The organism is Bradyrhizobium sp. UNPA324 (genome assembly GCF_006658635.1).
GTDB lineage: Bacteria > Pseudomonadota > Alphaproteobacteria > Rhizobiales > Xanthobacteraceae > Bradyrhizobium > Bradyrhizobium nanningense.
This window is the reverse complement of record NZ_LFJD01000004.1, coordinates 294,376-320,030: the sequence shown is the minus strand read 5'-3', so window position 1 is coordinate 320,030 and position 25,655 is coordinate 294,376. Positions and strand designations below refer to the sequence as shown.

The following is a 25,655-nucleotide window of genomic DNA, read 5'->3' as shown; positions in this document are numbered from 1 at the left end:
GCATGGATGCCGCGGTGACACCCGATATCATCCTGAAACTCTCCAACATCGAGAGCTATTACGGGCCGATCATGGCGATCCGCGGCATCTCGCTGGAAGTGCCGCGCGGGCGCATCGTCACGCTGCTGGGGGCAAATGGCGCCGGCAAGACCACGGTGCTGAAGACCATCTCCGGCATTCTCGACCCGCAGAAGGGCTCGATCGAATTCCTGGGCAGGCCGATCCAGCGCATGGAGGCCGACCGGATCGTGCGGCTCGGCCTCAGCCATGTGCCGGAGGGGCGCGAGGTGTTCCCGTTCCTGTCGGTGCGCGAGAACCTGATGATGGGCGCCTATCCGCGCAAGGACCGCGACGGCGTCGCGGAGGATCTGGAGCGGGTCTACGGCTATTTCCCGCGTCTGAGGGAGCGCATCAACCAGCCGGCCGGCCAGCTCTCCGGCGGCGAGCAGCAGATGCTCGCGATCGGACGCGCCCTGATGAACCGGCCGACGCTGCTGCTGCTCGACGAGCCCTCGCTCGGCCTGTCGCCGCTGCTGGTGAGGGAGATCTTCACCATCATCCGCCGCGTCAACGAGGAGCAGGGCATGTCGATCCTGCTGGTCGAGCAGAACGCCAAGGTGGCGCTGGAGACGGCGCATTATGGCTATGTGCTGGAGATCGGCCGGATCGTGATGAACGACAGCTGCGACCGCTTGATGCATTCCCAGGACATCCAGGAGTTCTACCTTGGCGCCAAGGAAGCGGGCGCGCGCGGCGAGCGGCGCTGGAAAAAGAAGAAGACGTGGCGGTGAGGAAGAGCTGGCAGTAAGATGGATTGCCCATCCGCAAGCAAAGACCGCCGGCAAGGCAGGCAGCGGAGGGGAGAGCGACAAGGAGGAGACGCGCATGGCCCGACCGGCGATGCTGACGGTCGCTGATACGATCGCAAGGAGCTTTCTGCGCGCTGCGGAGACGCGGGGCGATCGGCCGGCTATCCGCGAGAAGAAATTCGGGATCTGGCAGCCGACCAGCTGGCGCGAATGGCTCGCGACATCGAAAGAGATCGCCTACGCGCTTCATGCGACCGGCTTCATGCCCGGCGACGTCGCCTCCATCATTGCCAACGCCATCCCGGAATGGGTCCATGCCGACATGGGCATCTTGTGCGCCGGCGGCGTCTCGTCGGGCATCTACCCGACCGACGCATCGTCCCAGGTCGAATATCTCGTCAACGATTCCAGAACCAAGGTGATTTTCGCCGAGGACGAGGAGCAGCTCGACAAGATCCTCGCCTGCCGTGCGCGTTGTGCGAGCCTGCAGAAGATCATCGTGTTCGACATGGAAGGGCTCAGCGGCTTCTCCGACGACATGGTGATGTCACTCGACGAGTTTCGCGCGCTCGGCCGCAATCACATGGTCGGCCGCGAGGCGCTGTGGCAGGAGATGATCGACAGCCGCAGCGCCGGCGATCTCGCGATCCTGGTCTATACGTCCGGCACGACCGGCCCGCCCAAGGGCGCGATGCATGCCAACCGCAGCGTCACGCACCAGATGCGCCACGCCAATGATTTCATCCCGGCGCGAGAGGACGAGGACAGGCTGATCTTCCTGCCGCTCTGCCACGTCGCCGAGCGCATCGGCGGTTACTACATCTCGGTCGCGCTCGGCTCGGTGATGAATTTCGCCGAGAGCCCCGAGACCGTGCCGGACAATCTGCGCGAGGTGCAGCCGACCGTCTTCCTCGCGGTGCCGCGCATCTGGGAAAAGTTCTATTCCGCCATCACGATCGCACTGAAGGATGCGACCCCGCTGCAGCAATGGGTCTATCGCCGCGCCATCGGCATCGGCTACCGCATGGTCGACTACAGGCTCGAGGGCAAGGCGCCGCCGTTGTCGCTGCGTATCGCCAATCGTCTCGCCTACCGGGCCGCGTTCCGCAACATCCGCCGCATGATCGGGCTCGACCGCTGCCGCATCGCCTTCACCGGCGCGGCGCCGATCGCGCCGGAGCTGATCCGCTGGTATCTCGCGCTCGGTATCGACATGCACGAAGTCTACGGGCAGACCGAGAATTGCGGCGTCGCCACCATGATGCCGGCGACGCACATCAAGCTCGGCTCGGTCGGCACCGCCGTGCCCTGGGGCGAGGTCGCGCTGTCGCCGGAGGGCGAGATCCTGATCAAGGGCGACTTCCTGTTCATGGGCTATTTGAACCAGCCAGAGAAGACCGCCGAGACCATCGATTCCCGCGGCTGGCTGCACACCGGCGACGTCGGCACCATCGACAATGAGGGCTTCGTCCGGATCACCGACCGGATGAAGGACATCATCATCACCTCCGGCGGCAAGAACATCACGCCGTCTGAGATCGAGAACCAGCTCAAATTCTCGCCCTACATTTCCGACGCCGTCGTGATCGGCGACAAGCGGCCGTATCTCACCTGCCTCGTGATGATCGACCAGGAGAATGTCGAGAAGTTCGCCCAGGACCACGACATTCCGTTCACCAATTATGCCAGCCTTTGCCGGGCCGTGGAGATCCAGGACCTGATCTGGCGAGAGATCGAGCAGGTCAACGGCAATTTTGCCCGCGTCGAGACAATCAAGAAGTTCTACCTGATCGAGCGCCAGCTCACGCCGGAGGACGAAGAACTGACGCCAACCATGAAGCTGAAACGCGGCTTCGTGAACAAGCGCTACGCTGCCGAGATCGAAGCGATGTATCGCCAGCGCGCCGTGGCGTGACGCATGCGCATGGCCCGGAAAAGTGGGAACCGGTTTTCCGAGAAGGGGCATGCGCAAAGAAGAGAAGTTGCATTTGAGAAAGCGAAGGAGCGACGGCCCCCGCCCTCCGCGTAACACGGGCCTTTAGGAGAGGAGACGTCAATGTCGAAATCGTTCAGCGCGTTCGGCCTTGCTGTGAGTGCCGTGGTGCTCACCTGTCTGCCGGCCGCGGCGCAGACCAAGGTCACCAACGAGGGCATCTCGGCAAGCGAGATCGTCGTCGGCACCCACCAGGATCTGTCGGGTCCGATCAAGGGGTGGGGTGTCCCGGTCGCAAACGGCATGAAGATGGCGACCGAGGAGATCAATGCGTCCGGCGGCGTCAACGGCCGCAAGATTCGTCTGGTTATCGAGGACAGCGGCTATGATCCGAAAAAGGCCGTGCTGGCGTCGCAAAAGCTGATCGAACGCGACAAGATCTTCGCGATGGTGGGCCCGATGGGATCGCCGACAGTGCTCGCCGCGCAGGACATCCTGTTCGACGCCGGCGTGCTGCAGCTCTTCCCGCTGACGGCGGCCGAGTTCACCTTCAAGTTCGATCCGGCCAAGCCGCAGGAGCGATTGAAGTTCAACAATTTGCTGCCGTACGTCGAGAGCACGCGTGCCGCGCTGAAATACATGATGGAGTGGAAGGGCTTCAAGAAGCCCTGCATCATGCATCAGGATGACGAGTACGGTAAGAACGTGCTCGACGGCTTCAATCAGCAGCTCACCGCCATGAAGGCGCAGCCGGCTTCCATCACGAGCTACAAGCGCGGCGCCTCCGATTTCAGCGCGCAGATCGCCAAGATGAAGTCCGATGGCTGCGACCTCGTCGTGCTCGGCACCGTGCTCCGCGAAACCATAGGAGCAATGACCGAAGCCAAGAAGCTCGGCTGGGACGTCACCTTCCTCGGTGCCACCCCCACCAATGTGATGGAGGTTCCGGCGCTGGGCAAGGATGCCGTCGAGGGGCTCTATGCCGCCAGCGGTTTCGAGATTCCCTATGAGGACACCGCCAAGGGCAAGGTGAAGGATTGGCTCGTCAACTATAAGAAGATGTTCAACTCAGACGCCAACACGCAGGCGATCATCGGCTACAACGCGATGATGACGTTTGCGTTCTACGCGAACAAGGCGGGCAAGGATCTCACGGGTCAGAAGATGCTTGATGCGCTGGAGTCGGGCGAGAAATTCCTCGACATCTTCAACTCGCCGCCGACCAAGTTCTCCAAGACCGACCACCTCGCCAACACCATCACCCAGGTGCAGCAGGTCAAGGGCGGCCGCTGGGTGCTGGTGAAGGACAATCTGATGTTCTGATGCTGTTGCGGCATTGACGGTGCACCCTCTCCCCTCGTGGTAGAGGGTGGCTTCGCGAAAGCGAAGCCGGGTGAGGGGTTCTCTCCCCACAAACGATCTTGCGAGTGGAAAGAACCTCATCTGGCGCTTCGCGCCACCTTCTCCCGCAAGGGGAGAAGGAAGAAAGAGCCAGGCGCGGCGAGAAAGGCCTACGATCCCCCGCCCGCTGTTCCCGAATTCACCGGCGTCAGCTCGTCCTCCCGGCAACGCCAGCCGTCGGCGGTTTTGACGAACGCAAAGGTCCGCTGGATCCGCAGCCGGCGCGTCACGTTGAAGGCTTCCGCTGAGCGCCCGTTGTTGGCGGCGCCTGGCTGCGGACGGCCCGTCCTGGCGTCCCAGCAGGTGCCGGTGCAGGTGGTCGCGACCTTGCTGCACATCGTGAAGGGCGCCAGCACGGCCATCTCGATTTCGCCCGTGACCTGCGCCTCCTGCTCGGTCACCTGGCTGTCGAGCGCGTAGACGCGGTTGATGCGCAGAAAGTTGCCGCAGGAATTGGCCGCATGGATCCGCGCCGCGCAGAAGTCGACCGCGTCGGTGTCGGGGATGCGGGCCGCCACCTGCCGGCCGAACACCTTCTTGGGGTCTTCCTTCGCCGCGCGGATCTCGTCAGTCTTGCGCTTCAAATGGTCCGCAAGGCAGTCCTCCGCTGATTCGAGATCCTGGAGCGGCACGTTCTCCTTACCGACGAGATTGCATTTGCGGTCGCGCTCGCGGGTCCACCTGCCATATTCGGCGAAGGCAAAGCGTGCTGCGGTCGGGTCCAGCTTGCCGATCAGGCCGAGCACCTGGCCATTGAGCTCCGTTTCGGCCAGCGCCAGCGATGGGTCCGCACAGATCAGCGCGCCCGCCGCGGTGTTGGCTGCCAGGCAGTCGAAGTCGGGATCGCGCACGATCGCGGCGCGCTCCTCGGTGACCTTGAGCAGGCACGCTTTCACCCGGTCGAAATCGTCGGGGCGGATCGCGGTCTGTCCGACGATGCCGCAGCTGAGATTGCGCTGGCGGACCCAGATCGCGTTCTCCTCGATCGCAGGCAGGCGATCGGGCAGGCGGGCGAGCCGCGCCTCGATCGCCGTGCTCAGCTTCTCGGCTGCGGCCGCAAGCGTGGCATCACCGCAGAACAATTGGTTGCCGGGATCGCGAATCTGCTGGCAGTTGTTCTGGGCGAACAGCGGCAGTCTGTCGGCAATGGAGCGGTCGGACTGCGCGGACCCAGGCGCGGCGAGCGCCAGCAGCGCAAGCACAGACAGCACGATGAACCGCATTCCCGACGCCCCCGCATGGAAGGCGCCATGCTAGCGTTTGGGATCGCGCGGTGGAATGGGGTTGTGTGGGAAGGTCTGGTCCGTAGCCCGGTGGCTCCATCCGGGGCTACAAGCAATCAGCGCGCGTCTGCCGCCATCGAGAACCGCACCGGCTCGTCGACATATTTCAGCACGGCCGACTGGTAGAGTGCGAACAGGGGCTGATAGCTCCGCGCAGCGTCGTCCTCGACCATTGCCATGCGGCGGTTGTCGAGCATCAGCCAGTGGCCGTCGAGCTTTGCCGCGGCAACCGCATGTTCTTCGCCGGCCCTGACGTCGCGCACCACGACGATGCGGAGGTCTTCGGCGGCAATTCCTGCCAGCCGCAGCGCGGCCAGCTTGGCGATGGCATAGTCCTCGCAATCGCCGGTGCCGTTCGCGAAGGTCGCAAGCGGGGAGCTCCAGACGTCGTCAATGCCGTCATTGGCGGCCCGGATGGCGAGGTTGATGGCGCGGTTGGTCTCGCCGAGCCGCGCGCGGCCGTCGCGCGCGCGGGCCTGGTCGACGACGGCGAGCAGCTTCAGGGCCGCAGGCGATGCGCAATTGTCCCGGTCGCCGTCGCACAGCGCAAGCTGCACCATGTCGTCGTCGAGCCTGTCCTTCAGCGCAAGCCATTTCTGCCGCAGGCTGCCGGACGAAATGGCGAAGGCGAACACGCCGAACGGCTCGGCGGATTTGCGCACGAGAAGGCCGGCGCCCGGCGACAGCAATGAGCCGGCGCGAAGCTCGGCGGCCGATCCGAGAAGGATCAATCCGCACAGGACAAGGATTGCGCGCCAGGCGCGCGAGCGAGCAGCGGTCTCCATCTGACATCCCCTTCCCTGGCTTAGCCGGGTCCCCCTCGACCTCGACGTGCCGGGCTTTGTTGCTTTCGGGGAGATAGTGCGAGACGGGCCGTTTTGTTCTGCTTAACGCGCCCGGCTGGGGTTGCAAAACCGGGGAACAGGCTGAAATGGATCTGCCTAGATTGCGTAAAATTTTACGATTCGCCGCTAGCAGGTATGCTGCTGCCGCCAAAACGGAGCCAATTGCAGACAGAGGTTACGGGAGTGCCGGATCTGCGCGCGATGGCTAACGCCCCCCTATTTCATGGGGTTCTGTTAGTTGGGTCACAGATTTAACTCCGTATTTGCCGCAGGATGTGGCGGGACTTCGCGAAGGAAAGATGACGCAAGTATCTGCGCCACAACTATACGTCAGATTACTTTGGATGACTGGAAATGCGTGTAAAAAGGCCGGATTCGACTTCAGAATATTTGAGGAATTACTTCAGCTTCTCCCACGGGGTTCCGACCCATCGGACTTCTGAAGCCAAGTGATGCGAAATCACACAAGCAATAGATGGTATCGCTAAGGACTTGCTAATGCTATGCAAGCTTAGGCAGTCGATACTTACTTAAATTTTAACCCTTTTTACGGTGCCCCGTTGAATTACGCTGGCCAATTTGACGGCGCGATTTCCTTGGACGGCCAGGGTTCCCGCTCGCCCGGCAATGCCCATGTCGATTCCTTTACGGCGAAAGCGCACGGTCACGTGCCTGACGGCGCGTTCGTTGTTCCCGACCCCAACCTGATCTTCAGCGGCGAGTTCAAGCGCGCAGGCCTCGACCTCGTCTTGTCCCACGAGGGGCACGAGTTCGTCGTTCACGATTATTTCCGGGGTGACAAGCGCTCCGCGCTCGCCTCGTCCGACGGCGCCCACCTCACCGGCGAAATCGTCAGCGCGCTCACCGGCTATGTCCAGGTTGCGCAGGCCGCACCCGGCGCTGCCGCCGTGGCCCAAGTCATCGGCCACGTCACCAAGCTCGTGGGCAGTGCCACCGCGATCCGCAACGGCGTCTCGGTCATCCTGAACAACGGCGACAACGTCGAGAAGGGGGACGTCGTCTCGACGGGGGCGGATTCGACCCTCGGCGTCACCTTCATCGACGGCACCGTGTTCGGCCTGTCCTCCAATGCGCGGATGGTGCTGAACGAAATGATCTACGACCCCAACGGGTCGAGCAATTCCTCGTTGCTGAGCCTCGTCGCCGGCACCATCACCTTCGTCGCCGGCGAGACCGCCAAGCACGGCGACATGAAGATCGACACCCCGGTCGCCACCATGGGCATCCGCGGCACCGCCGTGCTTACCCAGATCAACTTCGTCGTTCCCGCCGGCGGCGGCGATCCGCAGCCGCAGGCGAACTTCCAGGTGCTGGTCGAGCCGAACGGCACCACGGGCTCTTACATCCTGTTCGACAAGGTCACGCTGCTGCCGATCGCGACGGTCAATCAGGCCGGCCAGATGATCCAGATCAGCGGCGGCAACGTCTCGATCTCCAATGCATTGATGTCGCCGGACGTGCAGAAGCTGATCACGGACGTGTTCACGCTGAAGTTCACCGACAACAACACCAACACCAAGCTGACCACGAACTTCACCGACACGCTCACGCCGACGAGCCTGGACGTCGTATTCAAGTCTGCGTCCGGCCCCATCGTGACCGCGACCTTCGTCAACCTCAATACGCAGGGATCGGCGGGACCCACCACGTCCACGCCGACCCCCGAGCGTATTCCTGGCCAACCGATTGCGCAGAGCTTTGACGCCAGCGGAATTCTGAAGACGGCGTTCGCGTTGACCGAGCGTGCCGGCACCACGGGCGATACGACGCCCGACAAAGTCATCGGCCTGATCAGGTTCGTCGATCAAAATCTCGGCGACCGGCCCACGGTGAGCGTCAGCCTCGCCGAAGCGCCGAACTTTGTCTACAAGGACGCCGGACAGCACGACGTCACCGGGTTGCTGACCGCTCTTCAGAAGCAGGACATTGCGGCGACGCAGATCCAGATCAGCGTCGTCCCCGACGCCGGCAACGACAACAACGGCTCGGCGGTCTGGACCTACACGATCCCGGACCACGTCTTCGACTTCCTCGCCGCCGGCGAAACCCTGACGCTGACCTACATGGTCCGCGTCGATACCAATTTCGTGGTCAACCCCGAGTCGAAGGTCATCCCGATCACCATCACGATCACGGGGACCAACGACACGCCCACCGTCGCGACGTCGGGCGGAACCGTCATCGAGAAGATCGGCACCGGCAACGAGGCTCTCGACACCATCACGGGAACGGTCACCTTCACAGACGTCGATCTGACGGACCGGCCCATCGTGAGCGCCGCGCTCTCGTCCACCCAACCCTTCAAATATCTCGATGCGCAGGGCCACGATATCAGCGGGACGCTGACGCCGCAGCAGCTCGCGGCGATCGCCGCCGTCGAGGTGCCGCTCACCGTGCTGCAGGGTGCGGGGAACGGCAACAACGGCTCGGCCATCTGGACCTACAGCGTTTCCGACCATCTCTTCGATTTCCTCGCCGAAGGCGAGACGCTGACCCTCAACTATGTCGTGCAGGTCGATGACGGGCACGGCGGCGTCGTCAGTACGCCGATCACCGTGTCCATCAACGGAGCGGACGTCAATGTCGAGGGCACCAACGACGTGCCGACGATCGTCGATGATTCGACCACCCCGACGGGTGCGGTGACGGAGGATAGTGCGGCCACGCTCGCCGCGAGCGGCACCGTTGCGTTCAACGACCCTGATCTCACCGATACGCATACCGCGAGTTTCTTGCTGAAGTCGACGATTTCGAGCGTGCATCTACCCGGCTTCAGCGACGGCACGTCGCATATCGGCACCTTCGCGCTTGATCCAGTCGTTGAAAGTCCGGGCGTCAGCTCCCGTGGCTCGGTGAAGTGGACCTTCACGCTCGACGATAGCGATCCGGTGCTCCAGTCGCTGGCGGAAGGCCAGACCATCACCCAGGTTTATACGGTCAAGGTCGACGATCATCACGGTGGAACGGTTACCCAGGACGTGACGGTGGTCATCACCGGCAAGAACGACGCGCCGACCATTACGAGCGATGCAGGCGCGGCAACAGGGGGCGTCATCGAGGATGCCGTCACGCCGACGCTGTCGACCGGCGGTACGCTGGCGATCCAGGATCTCGACCTGATCGATACTCACACCGCGCAGGCGGTGTTCAAGTCGTCGACCTCGAGCGCACATCTGCCGGGCTTCGACGACGACACGCCACTAGGAACGTTCACGATCGATCCGTCGGTGACGGAGTCGAGCAGCGACACCAGCAACGGCGCCACGCTGGGCTGGCATTTCGCGGTCAACAACAACGACCCGATGGTCCAGTCGCTGGCCGAGGGACAGACCATCACGCAGGTCTATACCGTCACCTTCACCGACGATCACGGTGCACAGGTCTCGCAGGACGTGACCGTCACCATCACCGGCACCAACGACGCACCGACGGTGACCAGCAGTGCCGCGGACGCCGCCGGAGAGGTGACCGAGGACGACGCCAGCGTGACGCTGTCGATCGACGGCACATTGGCGATCCAGGATCTCGATCTTATCGATGCGCATACGGCGCAGGCGGTGTTCAAGTCGTCGACGTCGAGCGCGCATCTGCCGGGCTTTGCCGACGGCACGCCCCTCGGCAGCTTCACGATCGATTCCGCCGTCGCCGAATTCAATGACGACACCGACAATGCCGCGACGCTGGGCTGGCACTTCAGCCTCGACAACAACGATGCGGTGCTGCAATCGCTGGCGCAGGGCCAGACCATCACCCAGGTCTACACGGTCACCTTCACCGACGATCACGGCGCGCACGTCTCGCAGGATGTGACCGTCACGATCAACGGCGCCAATGACGCGCCGACGATGACCAGCAGCGCCGCGGACGCCGCCGGAGAGGTGACCGAGGACGACGCCAGCGTGACGCTGTCGATCGACGGCACGCTGGCGATCCAGGATCTCGATCTGATCGACACCCACACCGCGGAGGCCGTGTTCAAATCGTCGACGTCGAGCGTGCATCTGCCTGGCTTTGCCGACGATACGCCGCTCGGCACCTTCACGATCGATCCGTCAGTGCTGGAGTCGCCCATCGACACCGGCAACGGTGCGACGCTGGGCTGGCACTTCAGTCTCGACAACAGCGATGCGGTGCTGCAATCGTTGGCACAGGGCCAGACCATCACCCAGGTCTACACGGTCACCTTCACCGACGATCACGGCGCATACGTCTCGCAGGACGTGACCGTCACGATCAACGGCGCCAACGACGCGCCGACCATCACCAGCGACGCCGCCGCGGCGATGGGCGCGGTGATCGAGGATGGGGGCTCCTCGCTCACGACCGGCGGCACGCTTGCGATTCAGGATGTCGATCTGACCGACACCCACACGGCGGAATGGTCGTTCAAATCCTCGTCCGTCAGCTCGGACCTGCCGGGCTTCGGATCCAGTTCGCATATCGGCACGTTCTCGATCGATTCGTCGGTGTCCGAATCCGGCAGCGACACCAGCAATGGCGCGACGCTCGGCTGGCACTTCACGCTCGACAACAGCGATCCGGTGCTGCAGTCGCTGGCGCAAGGGCAGACCATCACCCAGGTCTACACCGTCACCTTCACCGACGACCATAATGCGACCGTGAAGCAGGACGTCACCGTCACCATCACCGGCACCAACGATGCGCCGACGGTTTCCTATGTGACGTCGGACCACATGAACTTCGACGGCCAGACCATCGCGGTCGGCGACGTGCCGACGGTCGCCACTGATGACGTGACGCTGGACGGCTGGGTGAACTGGAGCGGGGGCGCCGAGACCGGCCACGGCCAGATCCTGTTCTACAACGGCAACACCTCGACCACCGGGTTCGGTCTGCTCGGCACGGTCAATGCCGATGGCACGATGGAGCTGCAGATCCTCGCAGGCGGCGTCCAGATCGCCGATACCGGCGTGGCGCTCACCGCGTCGCAATGGCATAACGTCGCGCTGACCCACGACAACGGCACTTTCACGCTCTATCTCGACGGCAATCTCGAATATTCGCAGACGTGGTCAGTCAATCAGATCGACGGCAGTCCGTCGAATCCGTCGCACTCCTACATGATGATCGGCGCCGCGAGCGAGTCAGGCGCGGCGGGCTTTGGCGCGGAAGGCTTCTTCGGTTCGATCGCCGATGTCAGCGTCTGGACCGACGCGCTCACGCACGCGCAGATCCAGTCGATCGATTTCACCGCGCTCACCGGCAACGAGGCGAATCTTGCCGCGTATTACCAACTCGGGGACGGCAGCGGGACCACGGCTTCCAATGCGGTCGATCCCGCCAAGAGCCTTACCATCGATGGCGATGCGGACTGGGCAAGCAGCACCACCGGACCGGGCGGCGCCGTTGCCGACCTCGTGGAAACCAATGCCGGCCAGCTTGCGCATGGCGCCGTCGCGGTCTCCGACGTCGATGCCGCCGATCACGTCACGGTGTCGGTCAGCGAGATGCATGTTACCCTCGACGGCGTAACGCAAACCGGTAGCATCGGCGGGCTGTCGCAGACGGACCTGCTGAACTATCTCTCCGTCCCGTCCGGCGACATCCTCGACGGCACTGCCACCCACGCCCAGTTCACGTGGCAGTTCAATTCGGGAAGCCAGGCGTTCGATTTCCTCGCCGCCGGCCAGACGCTGTCGCTGCAATACACGATCGTTCCGGATGACGGGCACGGTGCGGGCGCGGGCGCGGTCGTCACGGTCAACATCGTCGGCACGAACGACGCGCCGACGCTCGCCGATCTCCACATCGGCCCCCTCTCGGATACGGCGGCCGCCGACACCTTCTCCGACCTGACCGGGACGCTGACGGGGAACGATGCCGATACCGGCGAGACGGCGACCTTGACCTATGCGGTCCTCGATGCGGATCACCACGCGGCGACGACGGTTGCGGGACTCTACGGCTCGCTGACGGTCAACTCCGACGGCAGCTACAGCTACGTTGCCAATGCAGCAGCGATCAATGCGCTGCCGGAAGGCCCCTACACCGATACGTTTGCGGTCCAGACCACGGACGTGCACGGTGCGACCGGCACGGCTACGCTTACCGTCGACGTGACCGGTGCGAACGATGCCGGCGGCCCGGTCATCGACACGACGAACTTCCAGGTCTGGCACGACCACGAGATCAACATCGATACCATCACTGGTCTCTCGGTGGTGGACACCGATCCCGACGCCGCGACGGATGACTTCAAGGTCACGGCCGTGACCGCCCATGATCCGGACAGCACTGTCTCTCCGGAAGAGGCGTGCGGTAATCTCGACGACATCAATACCGCCCTCGCGGATGGCGTCACCTACGATCCGGGTGAGACGCCGCCGGACACCGATCGGGTCACGCTGACAGTTACGGACAAGACCACCGGACTGTTCGATACCGTCAACTTCATCTTCAACGAAGCCGGCGACGCCGGCGAGGGCATCACTCTGGAAGGCACCAGCGGCAAGGACGTCATATTCGCGACCGATACCAACGACACGCTGACCGGCGGCGGCGCCAAGGACCAGTTCGTGTTCACGCCGGGCTGGATGTACGACGGCCAGGGGCATCCGGTCACCGACTTCACGCACACCATCACCGATTTCCAGGCGGACGTGGACAAGATCGACCTGCGGCAGTTCTCGGACGTTGCCTCCATCAACGATCTGACCTTCGCGCCGCAATCCGAGGGCATATTGGTCTCGTGGACTCAGGAAGTCAGCCAGCCCGAAGGCGATCCGATCGTGGAGCACGAGTCAATTCTCCTGAAGAATGTCACTGCAAATCTCAAGACCAGCGATTTCATCTTCCACGTCACCTGATGAACGTCAGATGCAGGAGAGCGGTTCGCTCTCCGTCGATCGGCTCGCAGTTTTGACCCGAACAAAAAAGTCATAATTCTCCGCATCCAGGGAATAGCCAATCGCGCGCCGACGCTCCATGATTGGCGCGCCCGGCGCGGTCCGGGGCAGGAAGTCCGATCGAAATGAAGCGTCTCAAGATCCTGCGGCGGTGGTTTGCGCGGAAGCTGGGCTTTGCGCGCCTGACGTGCCTTGCGCTGCTGGTGCTGTTTGCCGGCGCCCGCCTGTGGGATCCGCCGCCGATCCAGGAATTGCGGCTGCGCACCTTCGACATGTTCCAGCTGATCGATCCCCGCCACAAGGCGGCGCGGCCGGTCGTCATCGTCGACATCGACGACAAGAGCCTGGCTAAGCTCGGCCAGTGGCCGTGGCCGCGCACGCGGATTGCCGACCTGATCCTGAACCTCACCAATAGCGGTGCGGTGGCGATCGGCTTCGACGTGATGTTCTCCGAACCCGACCGGCTCAATCCGGATCTGGTTGCGGGCCAGATGCGCTATCTCGACGACGCCACGCGTGCCAAGCTGCGTGAGTTGCCAACCAACGACCAGATTCTCGCCGAGGCGATCGAGCGCTCGCGTGTGGTCCTGGGCGAGACCGGGCTTCCGTCCGTCTTGTCCGAGCTGGACAGATCGCTTCCGTTTACGGGGGTGGCGACGGTCGGGGAGGAGGGGGCCGAACGTTTCCTGTTCGAATTTCCAGGCTTGCTGCGCAACGTGCCGATCATCGAGAACGTTGCAGCCGGCCGCGGCCTGTTTTCAATCAGGAACGAGCGGGACGGGTTCATCCGCCGCGTGCCGATGATCATGCGCGCACAGGGCAACATCATGCCCTCGCTCAGCCTCGAGATCCTGCGCGTCGTCACGGGCACGCCGACGCTATTGGTCCGGACCGACAAGACCGGTATCAGATCGATCCGCCTCAAGGGTGTCGAGATCCCCACCGACAAGAACGGCCAGTTCTGGGTGCACTACGCGCGCCGGGATCCCTCGATCTACGTCTCGGCGGCCGACGTGCTCGACAACACCGAATCGCCGAGCAGGTTCGCCGGCAAGCTGGTGCTGGTCGGAACCTCTGCGGCCGGACTCAACGACATCAAGACCACGCCGGTCTCCGCGACCATGCCCGGGGTCGAGATCCACGCCCAGGTGCTCGAAAGCGTGCTGAGCGGCGCGGTGATCTCGCAGCCGAACTATGCGCTCGGGGTCGAATTGCTCGCCGCGATGATCATCGGCCTGCTCGTCATCATCTTCACGCCCAATCTCGGTCCCGTGCGCCTCGTGCTCGCGGGGGCGGCCTTCGCCGCCATCCTGGTCGGCGTGTCCTGGTTCTTCTACGCGCAGTACCGCTACCTCATCGATTTCACCTATCCGCTGCTCTCGACCACGGCGGTTTATCTGACGCTGATCTTCGCCAGCTTCGTCCGCGAGCAGCGCCAGCGTGTGCAGATCCGCGGGCAGTTCGCGCAATACATGTCGCCGGTCCTGGTCGAGCAGCTGGCGCAGTCGCCGGAAAAGCTCGTGCTCGGCGGCGAGGAGCGCGAAATGACGATCATGTTCTCCGACGTGCGCGGGTTCACCACGATCTCGGAGAGCTACAAGCACGACCCGCAAGGTCTGATCGCGCTGATGAACCGCTTCCTGACGCCGCTGACCGACGTCATCATCGAGCGGAAGGGCTACATCGACAAATACATGGGCGACGCCATCATGGCGTTCTGGAACGCGCCGCTCGACGATGCCGAGCACGAGGTCAACGCCTGCGAGGCCGCGATCCAGATGCTGGAGCAGATCGACGCGGTCAACAGGGAGCGCGAGCGGGAAGCCGCCGAAGGCGGCCACGTCTACATCCCGCTCAATGTCGGCATCGGTCTCAACACCGGCATTGGCGTGGTCGGCAACATGGGCTCCGACCTGAAGAAGAACTATTCGGTGCTCGGCGACAGCGTGAACCTCGCCTCGCGCCTCGAGGGTCAGTCGAAGGAATACGGCTTTCCCATCATCGTCGGTTCCCGCACGGCTCTCGCCGCCAAGGATAAGTTCGCGATCCTCGAGCTCGACTTCATCATGGTCAAAGGCAAGACCGAGCCGGAGGTGATCTACGCCATCGCCGGCCGCGAGGACGTGATGCATTCGGCTGCCTTCCAGCGCCTGCGCAACATCAGCATCGAGATGCTCGCCTGCTACCGCGGCCGCGACTGGCAGGGCGCGCTGGACGCGATTGAGCGCGGCCGTCGAAGCGAGGACGCCGACACGCTGGAGAAGCTGTTCAAGCTCTACGAGGCGAGGATCGAGAATTTCCAGCTCAACCCGCCGCCGGAGAACTGGACCGGGGCGTACGCGCTGTTGACGAAGTAGAGATCACACACTCGCTGTCGTCCCGGACAAGCGCGCCTAAAGCGCGCGCCGATCCGGGACCCATACCCCAGGGAGGAGTTGTGGCGCGAGATCGGAAACTGCAGGTCTTCGCCAAACCGCTCCCTGTGGTTATGGGGCCCGCGTCTGCGCTGATACTTGCCCGGGACAACAGCTGTGTTTGACGCGGTAGACTGCCCTCACTCCATCCCGATCGTCGTCAGATCCTGAAACCAGTGCTGGGCCTGCACGAACTGCTTCACCTTCGGCGACAGAGCGTGTGGGTTGGTGTCGTGGACGACCCAGACCAGCGTGGCATCATCGACGATCAGGGCGTGCGCCTGCGCCAGCAGCTCGTCCTGTTTGACGGAATCGAAGGTCTGCTTGGCCTCGTCGATCAGCGCGTCGACTTTAGGGTTCTTGTAGCCGCCCCAGTTGACGCCCACGGGCGCGATCTGACCCGAATGGAAGAAGCGGACGATGGCATAGAGCGGGTCGGAGGTGACATAGGCGATGTTGTTGGCGGTGATGCCGGCGTTCATCTCGTCGGCCGCGCCCTTGCGCCAGTGCGTATAGAGCGTCTCGAGCTCGACGACCTTGAAGTCGATGTCGATGCCGATCTCCTTGAAGCTCTGCTGCAGGAATTCGTTCATCGGGAGCGACAGCATCTGGCCGGTGCCGCCTTGCGCGATGATGAAGGTGGCCTTCAGCGGTTTCGCCTTGGAGTAGCCGGCCTCCTCGACCAGCTTCTTCGCCGCAGCGAGATCGTATTTCAGCTCGAAGCTCGGCTTGCCGAACCATGGGCTCGACGGATCGACCTGGCCCTTGGCGGGTTTCGCGAGGCCATTCATCAAGCCGACCACCGCGTCGCGATCGATCGCGAGGTTCAGCGCCTTGCGCAGGCGAATATCGGTCCAGGGCGAGCCCGGCAGCACGGACAGGTGATAATTCCAGACATGCGGCGTGACGTTGTCGACGAGCTTCATGCCGGCGGCCTTGAGCTGCGGCACGGCATCGGGTGCCGGCGTCTCGATCAGATCGACTTGCCCCGCAAGCAGCGCATTGGTGCGCGTCAGCGCTTCCGGCATCGGCACCAGCACGATCTTGTCGGCCTTGGGAATGCGCTTCTTGTTCCAATAGTCCGGATTTTTGCTGAGCTCGGCGAGCTCGCGCGGCACCAGTTTGGTCAGCTTGAACGGGCCGGTGCCGGAGGGCTGGCTGGCGAACTTGTCCCAATCCTTGCCGAGCTTGTCATACTGTGCCGGGCTCGACACCAGAAACCACAGCATCTGATAAGGGAAGAACGAATCGACGGTCTTGGTGGTGATCTCCACCGTGAAGTCGTCGATCCTGGCGTAGCTGGCGACGGAGGGCAGGCGGGTCTTCACCTGCGCGCTCTGCCGTTTGTCGAATTGCGGCGCCTTGTCGTTGAGCACCTTGTCCAGATTCCAGATCACCGCATCGGCATTGAACGCGCTGCCGTCGTGAAAGGTCACGCCCTTGCGCAGCGTGAAGCGCCACTTCGTCTTGTCGGCGTCGTCCACCTTCCACTCGGTCGCAAGCCCCGGCACCAGCTTGCCGGGGCGGTCGGCGACGTCCATCTCCCAGGCCACCAACGGATCGTAGATCGTGTACGCCGTGAACTGATAGGCGCCGGCGCCGCGATCGGGTTGACCCGTGGTCAGCGGAATGTCCGCCATCGAGATGCCGTAGCGCACCACGGTTTCTGCGCGCGCCGAGATTGCGGACGACGCCAGCGCAAGCACGGCGAGACAAATCGATAGACGAATACGCATGGCTTAGCGCTCCCAGGGATTTCGAGAGCGAACCTGCAATCTTGATGCCAGAATAGGCAGCGCGGCGCGTGAACCCGCCTGCGAGCCACAAGGACTTGTCGTCGCAGGCCTAAATTGCAGAATAAGTTTCTCTTTGGCATAGCCATTGCATACGATTGCATCAAAAATAGTCATCGAAGCCGGAAAAGGATTGAGGCGATGCTTACGAAGAAGAACACGCGCGCGGCATTGATCGCGGTGCTCGCTCTAACGACGGCGGCTGCCTGGCCGCGTGCGGTCAGCGCGGAGACCGTGTTGCGCATCGGCATGACCGCTGCCGATATTCCGCGCACGCTGGGCCAGCCCGATCAGGGCTTTGAAGGCAATCGCTTCACCGGCCTTACCATGTACGACGCGCTGACCGGTTGGGACCTGTCCTCTGCGGACAAGGCGAGCGTGGTGATCCCTGGCCTTGCGACCGAGTGGAAGGTCGATGATGCCGACAAGACCAAGTGGGTCTTCAAGCTGCGCCCCGGCGTGACCTTCCACGATGGCTCGCCGTTCAACGCGGACGCGGTGGTGTGGAACGTCGAGAAGGTGCTGAAGCAGGATGCGCCGCAATTCGACGCCAGCCAGGTCGGCGTTACGGCCTCGCGCATGCCGACGCTGGCCTCGGCGAAGAAGATCGACGACATGACGGTCGAGCTTACCACCAAGGAGCCCGACAGTTTTCTGCCGATCAATCTCACCAATTTGTTCATGGCGAGCCCGGCGAAGTGGCAGCACTTCTACGACAAGGCGGAAGGCGCCGATGCCAAGGCGAAGTCGCAGGCCGCCTGGACTGCGTTTGCGAAGGACGCCGCGGGCACCGGTCCGTGGAAAATGGCGAGCTTCACGCCGCGCGAGCGGCTCGAGCTGGTGAAGAACGCGAGCTATTGGGACAAAGCGCGCGTGCCCAAGGTCGACAGGATGGTGCTGCTGCCGATGCCCGAAGCGAACGCGCGCACCGCGGCGCTGCTCTCCGGGCAGGTCGATTGGGTCGAGGCGCCCGCACCGGATGCGCTGCCCGAGCTCAAGCAGCGCGGTTTCAAGCTCTACGCCAATGAGCAGCCGCATGTCTGGCCCTGGCAATTCTCGCGGGTCGAGGGCTCGCCCTGGAACGACATCCGCGTGCGCAAGGCGGCGAACCTCTGCGTCGATCGCGAAGGCCTCAGGGACGGCCTGCTTGCCGGACTGATGGTGCCGGCGACCGGCACCTTCGAGCCCGGCCATCCCTGGCGCGGCAAGCCGACGTTCGAGATCAAATATGACAAGGCCGCCGCCCAGAAGCTGATGCAGGAAGCAGGCTTCGGTCCCAGCAAGAAGCTGACGGTGAAGACGCAGACCTCGGCCTCCGGCTCCGGTCAGATGCAGCCGCTGGCGATGAACGAATATCTGCAGCAGGCACTCGCCGAATGCTATTTCGACGTGAAGCTTGACGTCATCGAGTGGAACACGCTGTTCACCAATTGGCGCCGCGGTGCCAAGGATCCCAGCGCAAACGGCTCGAACGCCACCAACGTCACCTATGCCGCGATGGATCCGTTCTTCGCGCTGGTGCGATTCCTGCAATCGGGCATGGCACCGCCGGTCTCGAACAATTGGGGCTTCATCAACAATCCCAAGTTCGACGAGCTGGTGAAGAAGGCGCGTCAGACCTTCGATCCCGCCGCACGCGACGCCGCGCTCGCCGAGCTGCACGCGGCCTCCGTCGACGATGCCGCCTTCCTCTACGTCGCCCACGACGTCGGCCCGCGCGCGATGAGCCCGAAGGTCACAGGCGTCGTGCAGCCGAAGAGCTGGTTCATCGACTTCTCGCTGGTGTCGATCGCGCAGTGAGGCGGCCTTCGCTCTATCAGCGCGTCATGCCCGGGCTTGACCCGGGCATCCACGTCGTTCTGCTAGCTCTGTTATTCCGGGTTCTCCCTGCGGGCGCTCTGGAGTGACCTTGCTGGCGGAAAGACGTGGATGGCCGGGTCAAACCCGGCCATGACGGCTGGGATAATTTCGCTCCAAATTGAGTAGCCTAACGTGCTCGCCTATATCGCCAGACGCATCGTCTATGTCGTCCCGATCGTCATCAGCGTCGCGCTGGTGTGTTTCCTGCTCGTGCACATCACGCCGGGCGATCCGCTCGTCGCCGTGCTGCCGGCCGACGCGTCGCAGGAGCTCGCCGCGCAGCTGCGCGCCGCCTACGGCTTCGATCGCCCGCTGCCGGTGCAGTTCGGGCTTTGGCTGCTTCGAGCCCTGCATGGCGATCTCGGCAATTCCATCGCCACCGGCCGTCCCGTGCTGGCCGAGGTCTTGCGCGCGGTCGGTAACACCGTCACGCTGGCGATCGCCGCAGCCATCATCGGTTTCACCATGGGCATCCTGCTCGGCCTGATCGCCGGCTATTTTCGCGAGACCTGGATCGACAAGGTCGCGACCTCCTTCGCCATCGCCGGCGTGTCGGTGCCGCATTACTGGCTCGGCATGCTGCTCGTCATCATCTTCTCCGTGCAGCTGAACTGGCTGCCCGCGGTCGGCGCCGGTCCCAACGGCTCGAACTCCTGGGCCTGGGACTGGGCGCATCTGAAATATCTGGTGCTGCCGGCGATCACGACGTCGGTGATTCCGATGGGTATCGTCACCCGCACCGTGCGCGCGCTGACCGGCGACATCCTCAGCCAGGATTTCGTCGAGGCCTTGCGCGCCAAGGGGCTGCACGAGCGCGGCGTGTTCCGCCACGTCGTCAAGAACGCCGCGCCCACGGCGCTCGCGGTCATGGGGCTTCAGCTCGGCTACATGCTCGGCGGCTCGATCCTGATCGAGACCGTGTTTTCCTGGCCGGGCTCGGGCTTCCTGCTCAACTCTGCGATCTTCCAGCGCGACCTGCCGCTGTTGCAGGGCACGATCCTGATCCTGGCGCTGTTCTTCGTCTTCCTCAATCTCCTGGTCGACATCGCACAAGCCGCGATCGACCCGCGCATCAAGCGGGGCTGACGATGAGCGCAGCCGTGACCACGCAAACGCTGCGCTCCCTCCCCCGCCTGCGGGGGAGGGGTGGGGCGAGGGTGTCTCCTCATTCGAGAACCCCCCAGAGGAGCGAGCCCTCACCCGCCGCTTCGCGCCGACCTCTCCCGCAAGCGGGAGAGGTGCACTGCCTTCTTGGCTTACATCTATCAAATCAATCTCTGCCGGGAGCCAGCCGATGAGCGAGCTTCCGCTATCCGCCACCGCCGACGCCGCGCTGCAGGCCGCGCCCGCGACCAAGGCGCGTGGCTATTGGGCGACGGTCGGACGCCGCATCCGGCGCGACAAGGTCAGCATGGCCTGCGCGCTGGTGCTGCTACTGATCTTCCTCTCGGCGATCCTCGCACCATGGCTGGGCCTCGATGACCCCTACAAGGGCTCGATGATCCGCCGGCTGCGCCACATCGGCACATCAGGCTATCCGCTCGGCACCGACGAGCTCGGCCGCGACATGCTCGCGCGGCTGGTCTATGGCGGACGGCTGTCGCTGGTGATTGGCATCCTGCCCGTGATCCTCGCCTTCGGCATCGGCACCTCGCTCGGCCTCGTTGCCGGTTATGTCGGCGGCAAGCTCAACACGGCGATCATGCGCACGATTGACGTGTTCTACGCTTTCCCCTCGGTGCTGCTCGCCATCGCGATCTCCGGCGCGCTGGGGGCCGGCATCCTCAATTCCATCGTATCGCTCACGGTCGTGTTCGTGCCGCAGATCACCCGCGTCGCCGAAAGCGTCACCACGGGCGTGCGCAACATGGATTTCGTCGAGGCCGCGCGCGCCTCCGGCGCGGGGCCCTTCACCATCATGCGTGTGCACATCCTCGGCAACGTGCTCGGCGCGATCTTCGTCTACGCCACCAGTCTCATTTCGGTCTCGATGATCCTGGCCGCCGGTCTCTCCTTCCTCGGCCTCGGCACAAAACCGCCGGAGCCGGAATGGGGATTGATGCTCAACACGCTCCGCACCGCGATCTACGTCAATCCCTGGGTCGCAGCGCTGCCAGGCGCGATGATCTTCGCGGTCTCGATCTGCTTCAACCTGCTCTCGGACGGCCTGCGCAGCGCCATGGACATCAGGAACTAGCCATGAGCGAGAGCAACACATCCGTCGAAATGCTCGAGCCGGTCGAAGACCGCGGCGGCGTCGCGCAGCCGCTGCTGCAGGTCAACGGGCTGACCAAACACTTCCCGGTGCGCGGCGGGCTGTTCGCCGTCAAGCGCACCGTGCGCGCCGTCGACAACGTCTCCTTCACTGTGACCAAGGGCGAGACCGTCGGCATCGTCGGTGAATCCGGTTGCGGCAAGTCGACCACCGCGCGGCTGTTGATGCATCTGATGCCGCGCGATACCGGCGACATCATCTATGACGGCATGACCGTGGGACAATCGCTGAGCTTGCGCGAGCTGCGCCGCGGCATGCAGATGGTGTTCCAGGATTCCTATGCCTCGCTCAACCCGCGTCTGACGATCGAAGAGTCCATCGCCTTCGGTCCAAAAGTTCACGGCATGGCCGCTGGCGCGGCGCGCACGCTCGCGCGTGAGCTGCTCGGCAAGGTCGGCCTGCGCCCGGAAAACTTCGCCAACCGTTATCCGCACGAGATATCCGGCGGCCAGCGCCAGCGGGTCAACATCGCACGGGCGCTTGCGTTGTCCCCGCGTCTGGTGATCCTGGATGAAGCCGTCTCCGCGCTCGACAAATCCGTCGAGGCGCAGGTGCTGAACCTGCTGGCGGATCTCAAGCGCGAGTTCGGCCTCACCTATCTCTTCATCAGCCACGATCTTAACGTCGTCCGCTACATCAGTGATCGCGTGCTGGTGATGTATCTCGGCGAGGTCGTCGAGCTCGGTCCGGTCGATCAGGTCTGGGATCATCCTGCCCATCCCTACACGCGCGCACTGCTTGCTGCGATGCCGTCCTCCGACCCTGACAGGCGCACCGAGACGCCGCCGATCACGGGCGATCCGCCCAACCCGATCGACCCGCCGTCCGGCTGCCGCTTCCACACCCGTTGTCCGTTTGCGGAGCCGCTCTGCGCAAATGCGACACCAAAGCTCACAGCGCTCGATAAGATGGGGCACGAGGCCGCGTGCTACATGGCGATACCGGGTTCAGGCCATAGCCGCGCGCCCAGGGAGACAACCGCATGACGAGACCGACACCGAAAGAGATCAAGCCGATCGCGCAGATCGCCGGCGTGCCCGTGGATGACGAGATCGCGACCCGCATCTCCAATTCCATCGGACCTGCCTTCGAAGGCTTTGCCGCCATTGCCGGCACGCTGCCGTTCGACCTCGAGCCGGCGCTGTATCCGATCGCGCAGACGCAGAAGGTGTCGAAATGAGCACCGAGCCGGCATTAATGACGCTGACCGAGGTCGCGCGCGCGATCGCGATGAAGCAGGTCTCCTCGCATGAGGTGACGCGCGCCTTGCTGCATCGCATCGCGCAGTGGCAGCCGCATCTCAATGCCTTCATGTCGATTGAGGAAGAGTCCGCGCTGAAGGCGGCCGAGGCCGCTGACGCCGAGCTCGCTAAGGGCGATGTCCTTGGCCCCTTGCATGGCGTGCCGCTCGCGCACAAGGACATGTATTACGACGCCGGCAAGGTTACGACCTGCGGTTCGCTGATCCGCCGCGACTTCGTGCCGACCGTGACCTCCACCGCCTTGCAGCGGCTGAAGGATGCCGGGCAGGTCCGGCTCGGCACGCTGCATCTGGCCGAATTCGCCTATGGCCCGACCGGCCACAACGCCCATTACGGCCCCGTGAGCAATCCCTGGAACGTCGCCCATATCACCGGCGGCTCGTCCTCGGGCTCAGGTTCGGCGGTTGCGGCGCGGCTGACTTATGCGGCGCTCGGCTCGGACACCGGCGGCTCGATCCGCATGCCCGCGCATTTCTGCGGCGTCACCGGCCTCAAGACCACGGTCGGCCGCGTCAGCCGCGCCGGCGCAATGCCGCTGTCGCAATCGCTCGACACGGTCGGTCCGCTGGCCCGCACCGCCGAGGATTGCGCGCTGTTGCTAGCGCTGATGGCCGGCCCAGATCCCGCCGATTCGACGTGCAGCCACGAGCCGCTGTCGGATTACGTTGCGGCGACTAAGGGCTCGTTGAAGGGCCTGAAGATCGGCGTACCCGCCTCGTTCTATGTCGACGATCTCGACGTTGAGGTCGCGCGGGTGCTGGACGAGACCATCGCGGTGCTCAAGCGCGAGGGTGCCGACATCGTCAAGGTCGAGCTGCCGGATCAACGGCAATTGTCCTCGGCGAGCCAGCTCGTGCTCGCCGCGGAAGCTGCCGCCTTCCACAAGCGCTGGATGATCGAGCGTCCGCAGGATTATGGCCCGCAGGTCCTGATGCGGCTTCAGAACGGCCTCGCCGTTCCCGCCATCACCTATCTGGAGGCCATGCGCTGGCGCGGTCCGGCACTGGCTGCGCACAACGCCGCCACTGCCGGCGTCAATGCGGTGATCGCGCCGGCCTCGCCGGTGCCAGCGCCGACGATCGAGGAGAGCGATGTCGGCGGCGGCCCCAACGCCCCGGCGCTGCTGCAGCGGCTGACGCTGTTCACCCGCCCGGTGAACTTCCTCGGTCTGCCGTCGCTCACGGTGCCCTCCGGCTTCACCAAAAGCGGCCTGCCTGTCGGCATGCAGCTAATCGGCCGCTCCTTCGATGAAGCGACCCTGCTCACCATCGGCGCCGCCTTCCAGCGTGTCACCGACTATCACGATCGATTGCCGAAACTGCCGTCATGACCAAGCTCGTCGAGATCTCAGGGCTCAACATCCGCTTCACCGGTGAGCGCACGGTCTATGCCGTGAACGACCTCAGCCTGTCGCTGGGGAATAGCGAGGTGCTGGGCCTGCTCGGCGAGTCCGGTTCGGGCAAGAGCGTGACGCTGCGCGCGCTGATGCGGCTGTTGCCGAAGAAGCGCGCACTGATTTCCGGCAAGGTCAGCGTCATGGGGCAGGACGTGCTCGCGATGAACGACGAGCAGCTGTCGTCGTTCCGCGGCCAGACCGTCTCGATGATCTTCCAGGAGCCTGCGCTCGCGCTCGATCCGGTCTACACGATCGGCGCGCAGATCGCCGAAAGCGTCGTGCGCCACGAAGGCAAGAGTTTTGCGGAAGGGCGCGCCCGGGCATTGGAGATGCTCGAGGTCGTGCGCATCCCCTCGGCGAAACGGCGGCTGGATGTCTATCCGCACGAGATGTCCGGCGGCATGCGCCAGCGCGCCATGATCGCGCTGGCGCTCGCCTGCCGGCCAAGAATCCTGCTGGCGGACGAGCCGACCACGGCGCTCGATGCCACCGTGCAGATCCAGATCCTGCTTCTGCTCCGCGAGCTGCAGCGCGAGTTCGGCATGTCCGTGATCTTCGTCACCCACGACATCGGCGTCGCCATCGAGATCTGCGACCGTGTCGCGGTGATGTATGCCGGCCAGATCGTGGAGCAGGGCAGCTTGCGCGACATCGTTCGCACCCCCGTGCATCCCTACGCCAAGGGCCTGCTTGCTTCGACCGTTCACGGTGCGAAGCGCGGCCAGCGCCTTGAAACCATCCCCGGCACGCCGCCCTCGTTGGCCGAAAAGCCCCACAACTGCTCCTTCGCCCCCCGCTGCAAACTCGCCGGGCCGCGCTGCCTGGAGCAACTGCCTGCCAATGTGGAGGTCGGGTCGGGCCGAGTGGCGCGGTGCGTGCTGGCGGAGCCGGTCACTGCGGTGTCATAGTTTCGGACGAGATGAACCAAGCTCGCGGCAACGCGAGCCTCATCATGCCATTCACACTCCATTCATCCCGGTTCCCGTTCCATGCCGGGCATTGAAGGAGAGGGATCCCACCGATGTACATTTCCAACGAAGGCTTGCTTGTCATCCTGTTCGTCGGCCTGGTCGCCGGCTGGCTGGCCGGGAAGATCGTGCGGGGCGCCGGGTTCGGCATTATCGGCGACATCGTGATCGGCATCTGCGGTGCGCTGGTGGCGAGTCTTCTCTTTCCAAAGCTCGGCATCCGGCTCGGCACGGGCCTGGTCTCCGAGATCGTCTATTCCGCCATCGGCGCGGTCATCCTGCTGCTGGTGGTGCGGCTGGTGCGGGGTGGCGGCCGGCTCTAGCAGCCGCCCGGTTCGATCAATCGGAACTTGCCGCCTCTCCAGACCTGGGGAGGGGCGGCTCAGCACCAAAAAGCCGCAAAGACTGTGAAATACCGGACTTGCGTGCCAGGCTGTCGGGAGTAGATGTGGCGCATCGGGGTTCTGAATGAACCCGGCTCGTGTTGGACGCAGCGCCAACATGATGTTAATTCGGGGCGCGTACCCTG

General features: G+C 63.9%; 16 protein-coding genes. 13 read left to right on the top strand and 3 right to left on the bottom strand.

The window, feature by feature from the left end; all coding sequences use genetic code 11:
• Positions 1-2: 2 nt before the first annotated feature.
• The 3 genes from UNPA324_RS01485 to UNPA324_RS01475 all read left to right on the top strand — a co-directional run bounded on the left by UNPA324_RS01485 (position 3) and on the right by UNPA324_RS01475 (position 4,065).
• On the top strand, positions 3-791 hold the full coding sequence (locus UNPA324_RS01485; RefSeq protein WP_128922313.1) for an ABC transporter ATP-binding protein: 789 nt from the start codon (positions 3-5) through the stop codon (positions 789-791).
• 94 nt (positions 792-885) lie between these two features.
• Positions 886-2,724: an AMP-dependent synthetase/ligase gene (locus UNPA324_RS01480; protein WP_128922312.1), complete on the top strand. Its 1,839-nt coding sequence runs from the start codon at positions 886-888 to the stop codon at positions 2,722-2,724.
• A 141-nt stretch (positions 2,725-2,865) separates the two neighbouring features.
• Positions 2,866-4,065: an ABC transporter substrate-binding protein gene (locus UNPA324_RS01475; RefSeq protein WP_128922311.1), complete on the top strand. Its 1,200-nt coding sequence runs from the start codon at positions 2,866-2,868 to the stop codon at positions 4,063-4,065.
• Positions 4,066-4,253: 188 nt separating this feature from the next.
• Here UNPA324_RS01475 and UNPA324_RS01470 read toward each other — a convergent pair whose 3' ends face one another.
• Positions 4,254-5,366, bottom strand: a complete 1,113-nt coding sequence (locus UNPA324_RS01470) for a lysozyme inhibitor LprI family protein (RefSeq protein ID WP_141933106.1) — start codon at positions 5,364-5,366, stop codon at positions 4,254-4,256.
• 116 nt (positions 5,367-5,482) lie between these two features.
• Positions 5,483-6,211: a transglutaminase-like cysteine peptidase gene (locus UNPA324_RS01465; protein WP_141933104.1), complete on the bottom strand. Its 729-nt coding sequence runs from the start codon at positions 6,209-6,211 to the stop codon at positions 5,483-5,485.
• A 620-nt stretch (positions 6,212-6,831) separates the two neighbouring features.
• Here UNPA324_RS01465 and UNPA324_RS01460 point away from each other — a divergent pair.
• Positions 6,832-13,119, top strand: a complete 6,288-nt coding sequence (locus UNPA324_RS01460) for a VCBS domain-containing protein (protein WP_141933102.1) — start codon at positions 6,832-6,834, stop codon at positions 13,117-13,119.
• A gap of 164 nt (positions 13,120-13,283) precedes the next feature.
• Complete coding sequence (locus tag UNPA324_RS01455; RefSeq protein WP_141933100.1) at positions 13,284-15,515, top strand: CHASE2 domain-containing protein; 2,232 nt, start codon at positions 13,284-13,286, stop codon at positions 15,513-15,515.
• Between the two features lie 197 nt (positions 15,516-15,712).
• On the opposite strand, the gene UNPA324_RS01450 is transcribed toward UNPA324_RS01455, so the two are convergent.
• Positions 15,713-17,308 carry an ABC transporter substrate-binding protein gene (locus UNPA324_RS01450; RefSeq protein WP_141933098.1) on the bottom strand — a complete coding sequence of 532 codons (1,596 nt, stop codon included), beginning with the start codon at positions 17,306-17,308 and terminating at the stop codon, positions 15,713-15,715.
• A 198-nt stretch (positions 17,309-17,506) separates the two neighbouring features.
• Here UNPA324_RS01450 and UNPA324_RS01445 point away from each other — a divergent pair, with 198 nt between their 5' ends.
• The 8 genes from UNPA324_RS01445 to UNPA324_RS01410 all read left to right on the top strand — a co-directional run bounded on the left by UNPA324_RS01445 (position 17,507) and on the right by UNPA324_RS01410 (position 25,449).
• Positions 17,507-19,165 carry an ABC transporter substrate-binding protein gene (locus UNPA324_RS01445; protein WP_128922305.1) on the top strand — a complete coding sequence of 553 codons (1,659 nt, stop codon included), beginning with the start codon at positions 17,507-17,509 and terminating at the stop codon, positions 19,163-19,165.
• A 192-nt stretch (positions 19,166-19,357) separates the two neighbouring features.
• Positions 19,358-20,311 carry an ABC transporter permease gene (locus UNPA324_RS01440; RefSeq protein WP_128922304.1) on the top strand — a complete coding sequence of 318 codons (954 nt, stop codon included), beginning with the start codon at positions 19,358-19,360 and terminating at the stop codon, positions 20,309-20,311.
• Positions 20,312-20,519: 208 nt separating this feature from the next.
• Complete coding sequence (locus UNPA324_RS01435) at positions 20,520-21,422, top strand: ABC transporter permease (protein WP_128922303.1); 903 nt, start codon at positions 20,520-20,522, stop codon at positions 21,420-21,422.
• 2 nt (positions 21,423-21,424) lie between these two features.
• On the top strand, positions 21,425-22,486 hold the full coding sequence (locus UNPA324_RS01430) for an ABC transporter ATP-binding protein (RefSeq protein ID WP_181769251.1): 1,062 nt from the start codon (positions 21,425-21,427) through the stop codon (positions 22,484-22,486).
• Complete coding sequence (locus UNPA324_RS01425; RefSeq protein WP_018321359.1) at positions 22,483-22,680, top strand: hypothetical protein; 198 nt, start codon at positions 22,483-22,485, stop codon at positions 22,678-22,680. The genes UNPA324_RS01430 and UNPA324_RS01425 overlap by 4 nt, the downstream gene beginning before the upstream one ends.
• Entirely contained in the window at positions 22,677-24,092 is a 1,416-nt protein-coding gene (locus tag UNPA324_RS01420; RefSeq protein WP_128922302.1) for an amidase, read from the top strand. Before UNPA324_RS01425 ends, UNPA324_RS01420 begins: the two co-directional genes overlap by 4 nt.
• On the top strand, positions 24,089-25,066 hold the full coding sequence (locus UNPA324_RS01415) for an ABC transporter ATP-binding protein (protein WP_141933096.1): 978 nt from the start codon (positions 24,089-24,091) through the stop codon (positions 25,064-25,066). Before UNPA324_RS01420 ends, UNPA324_RS01415 begins: the two co-directional genes overlap by 4 nt.
• A 113-nt stretch (positions 25,067-25,179) precedes the next feature.
• Positions 25,180-25,449: a GlsB/YeaQ/YmgE family stress response membrane protein gene (locus tag UNPA324_RS01410; RefSeq protein ID WP_128922300.1), complete on the top strand. Its 270-nt coding sequence runs from the start codon at positions 25,180-25,182 to the stop codon at positions 25,447-25,449.
• The last annotated feature ends 206 nt before the right edge of the window (positions 25,450-25,655 follow it).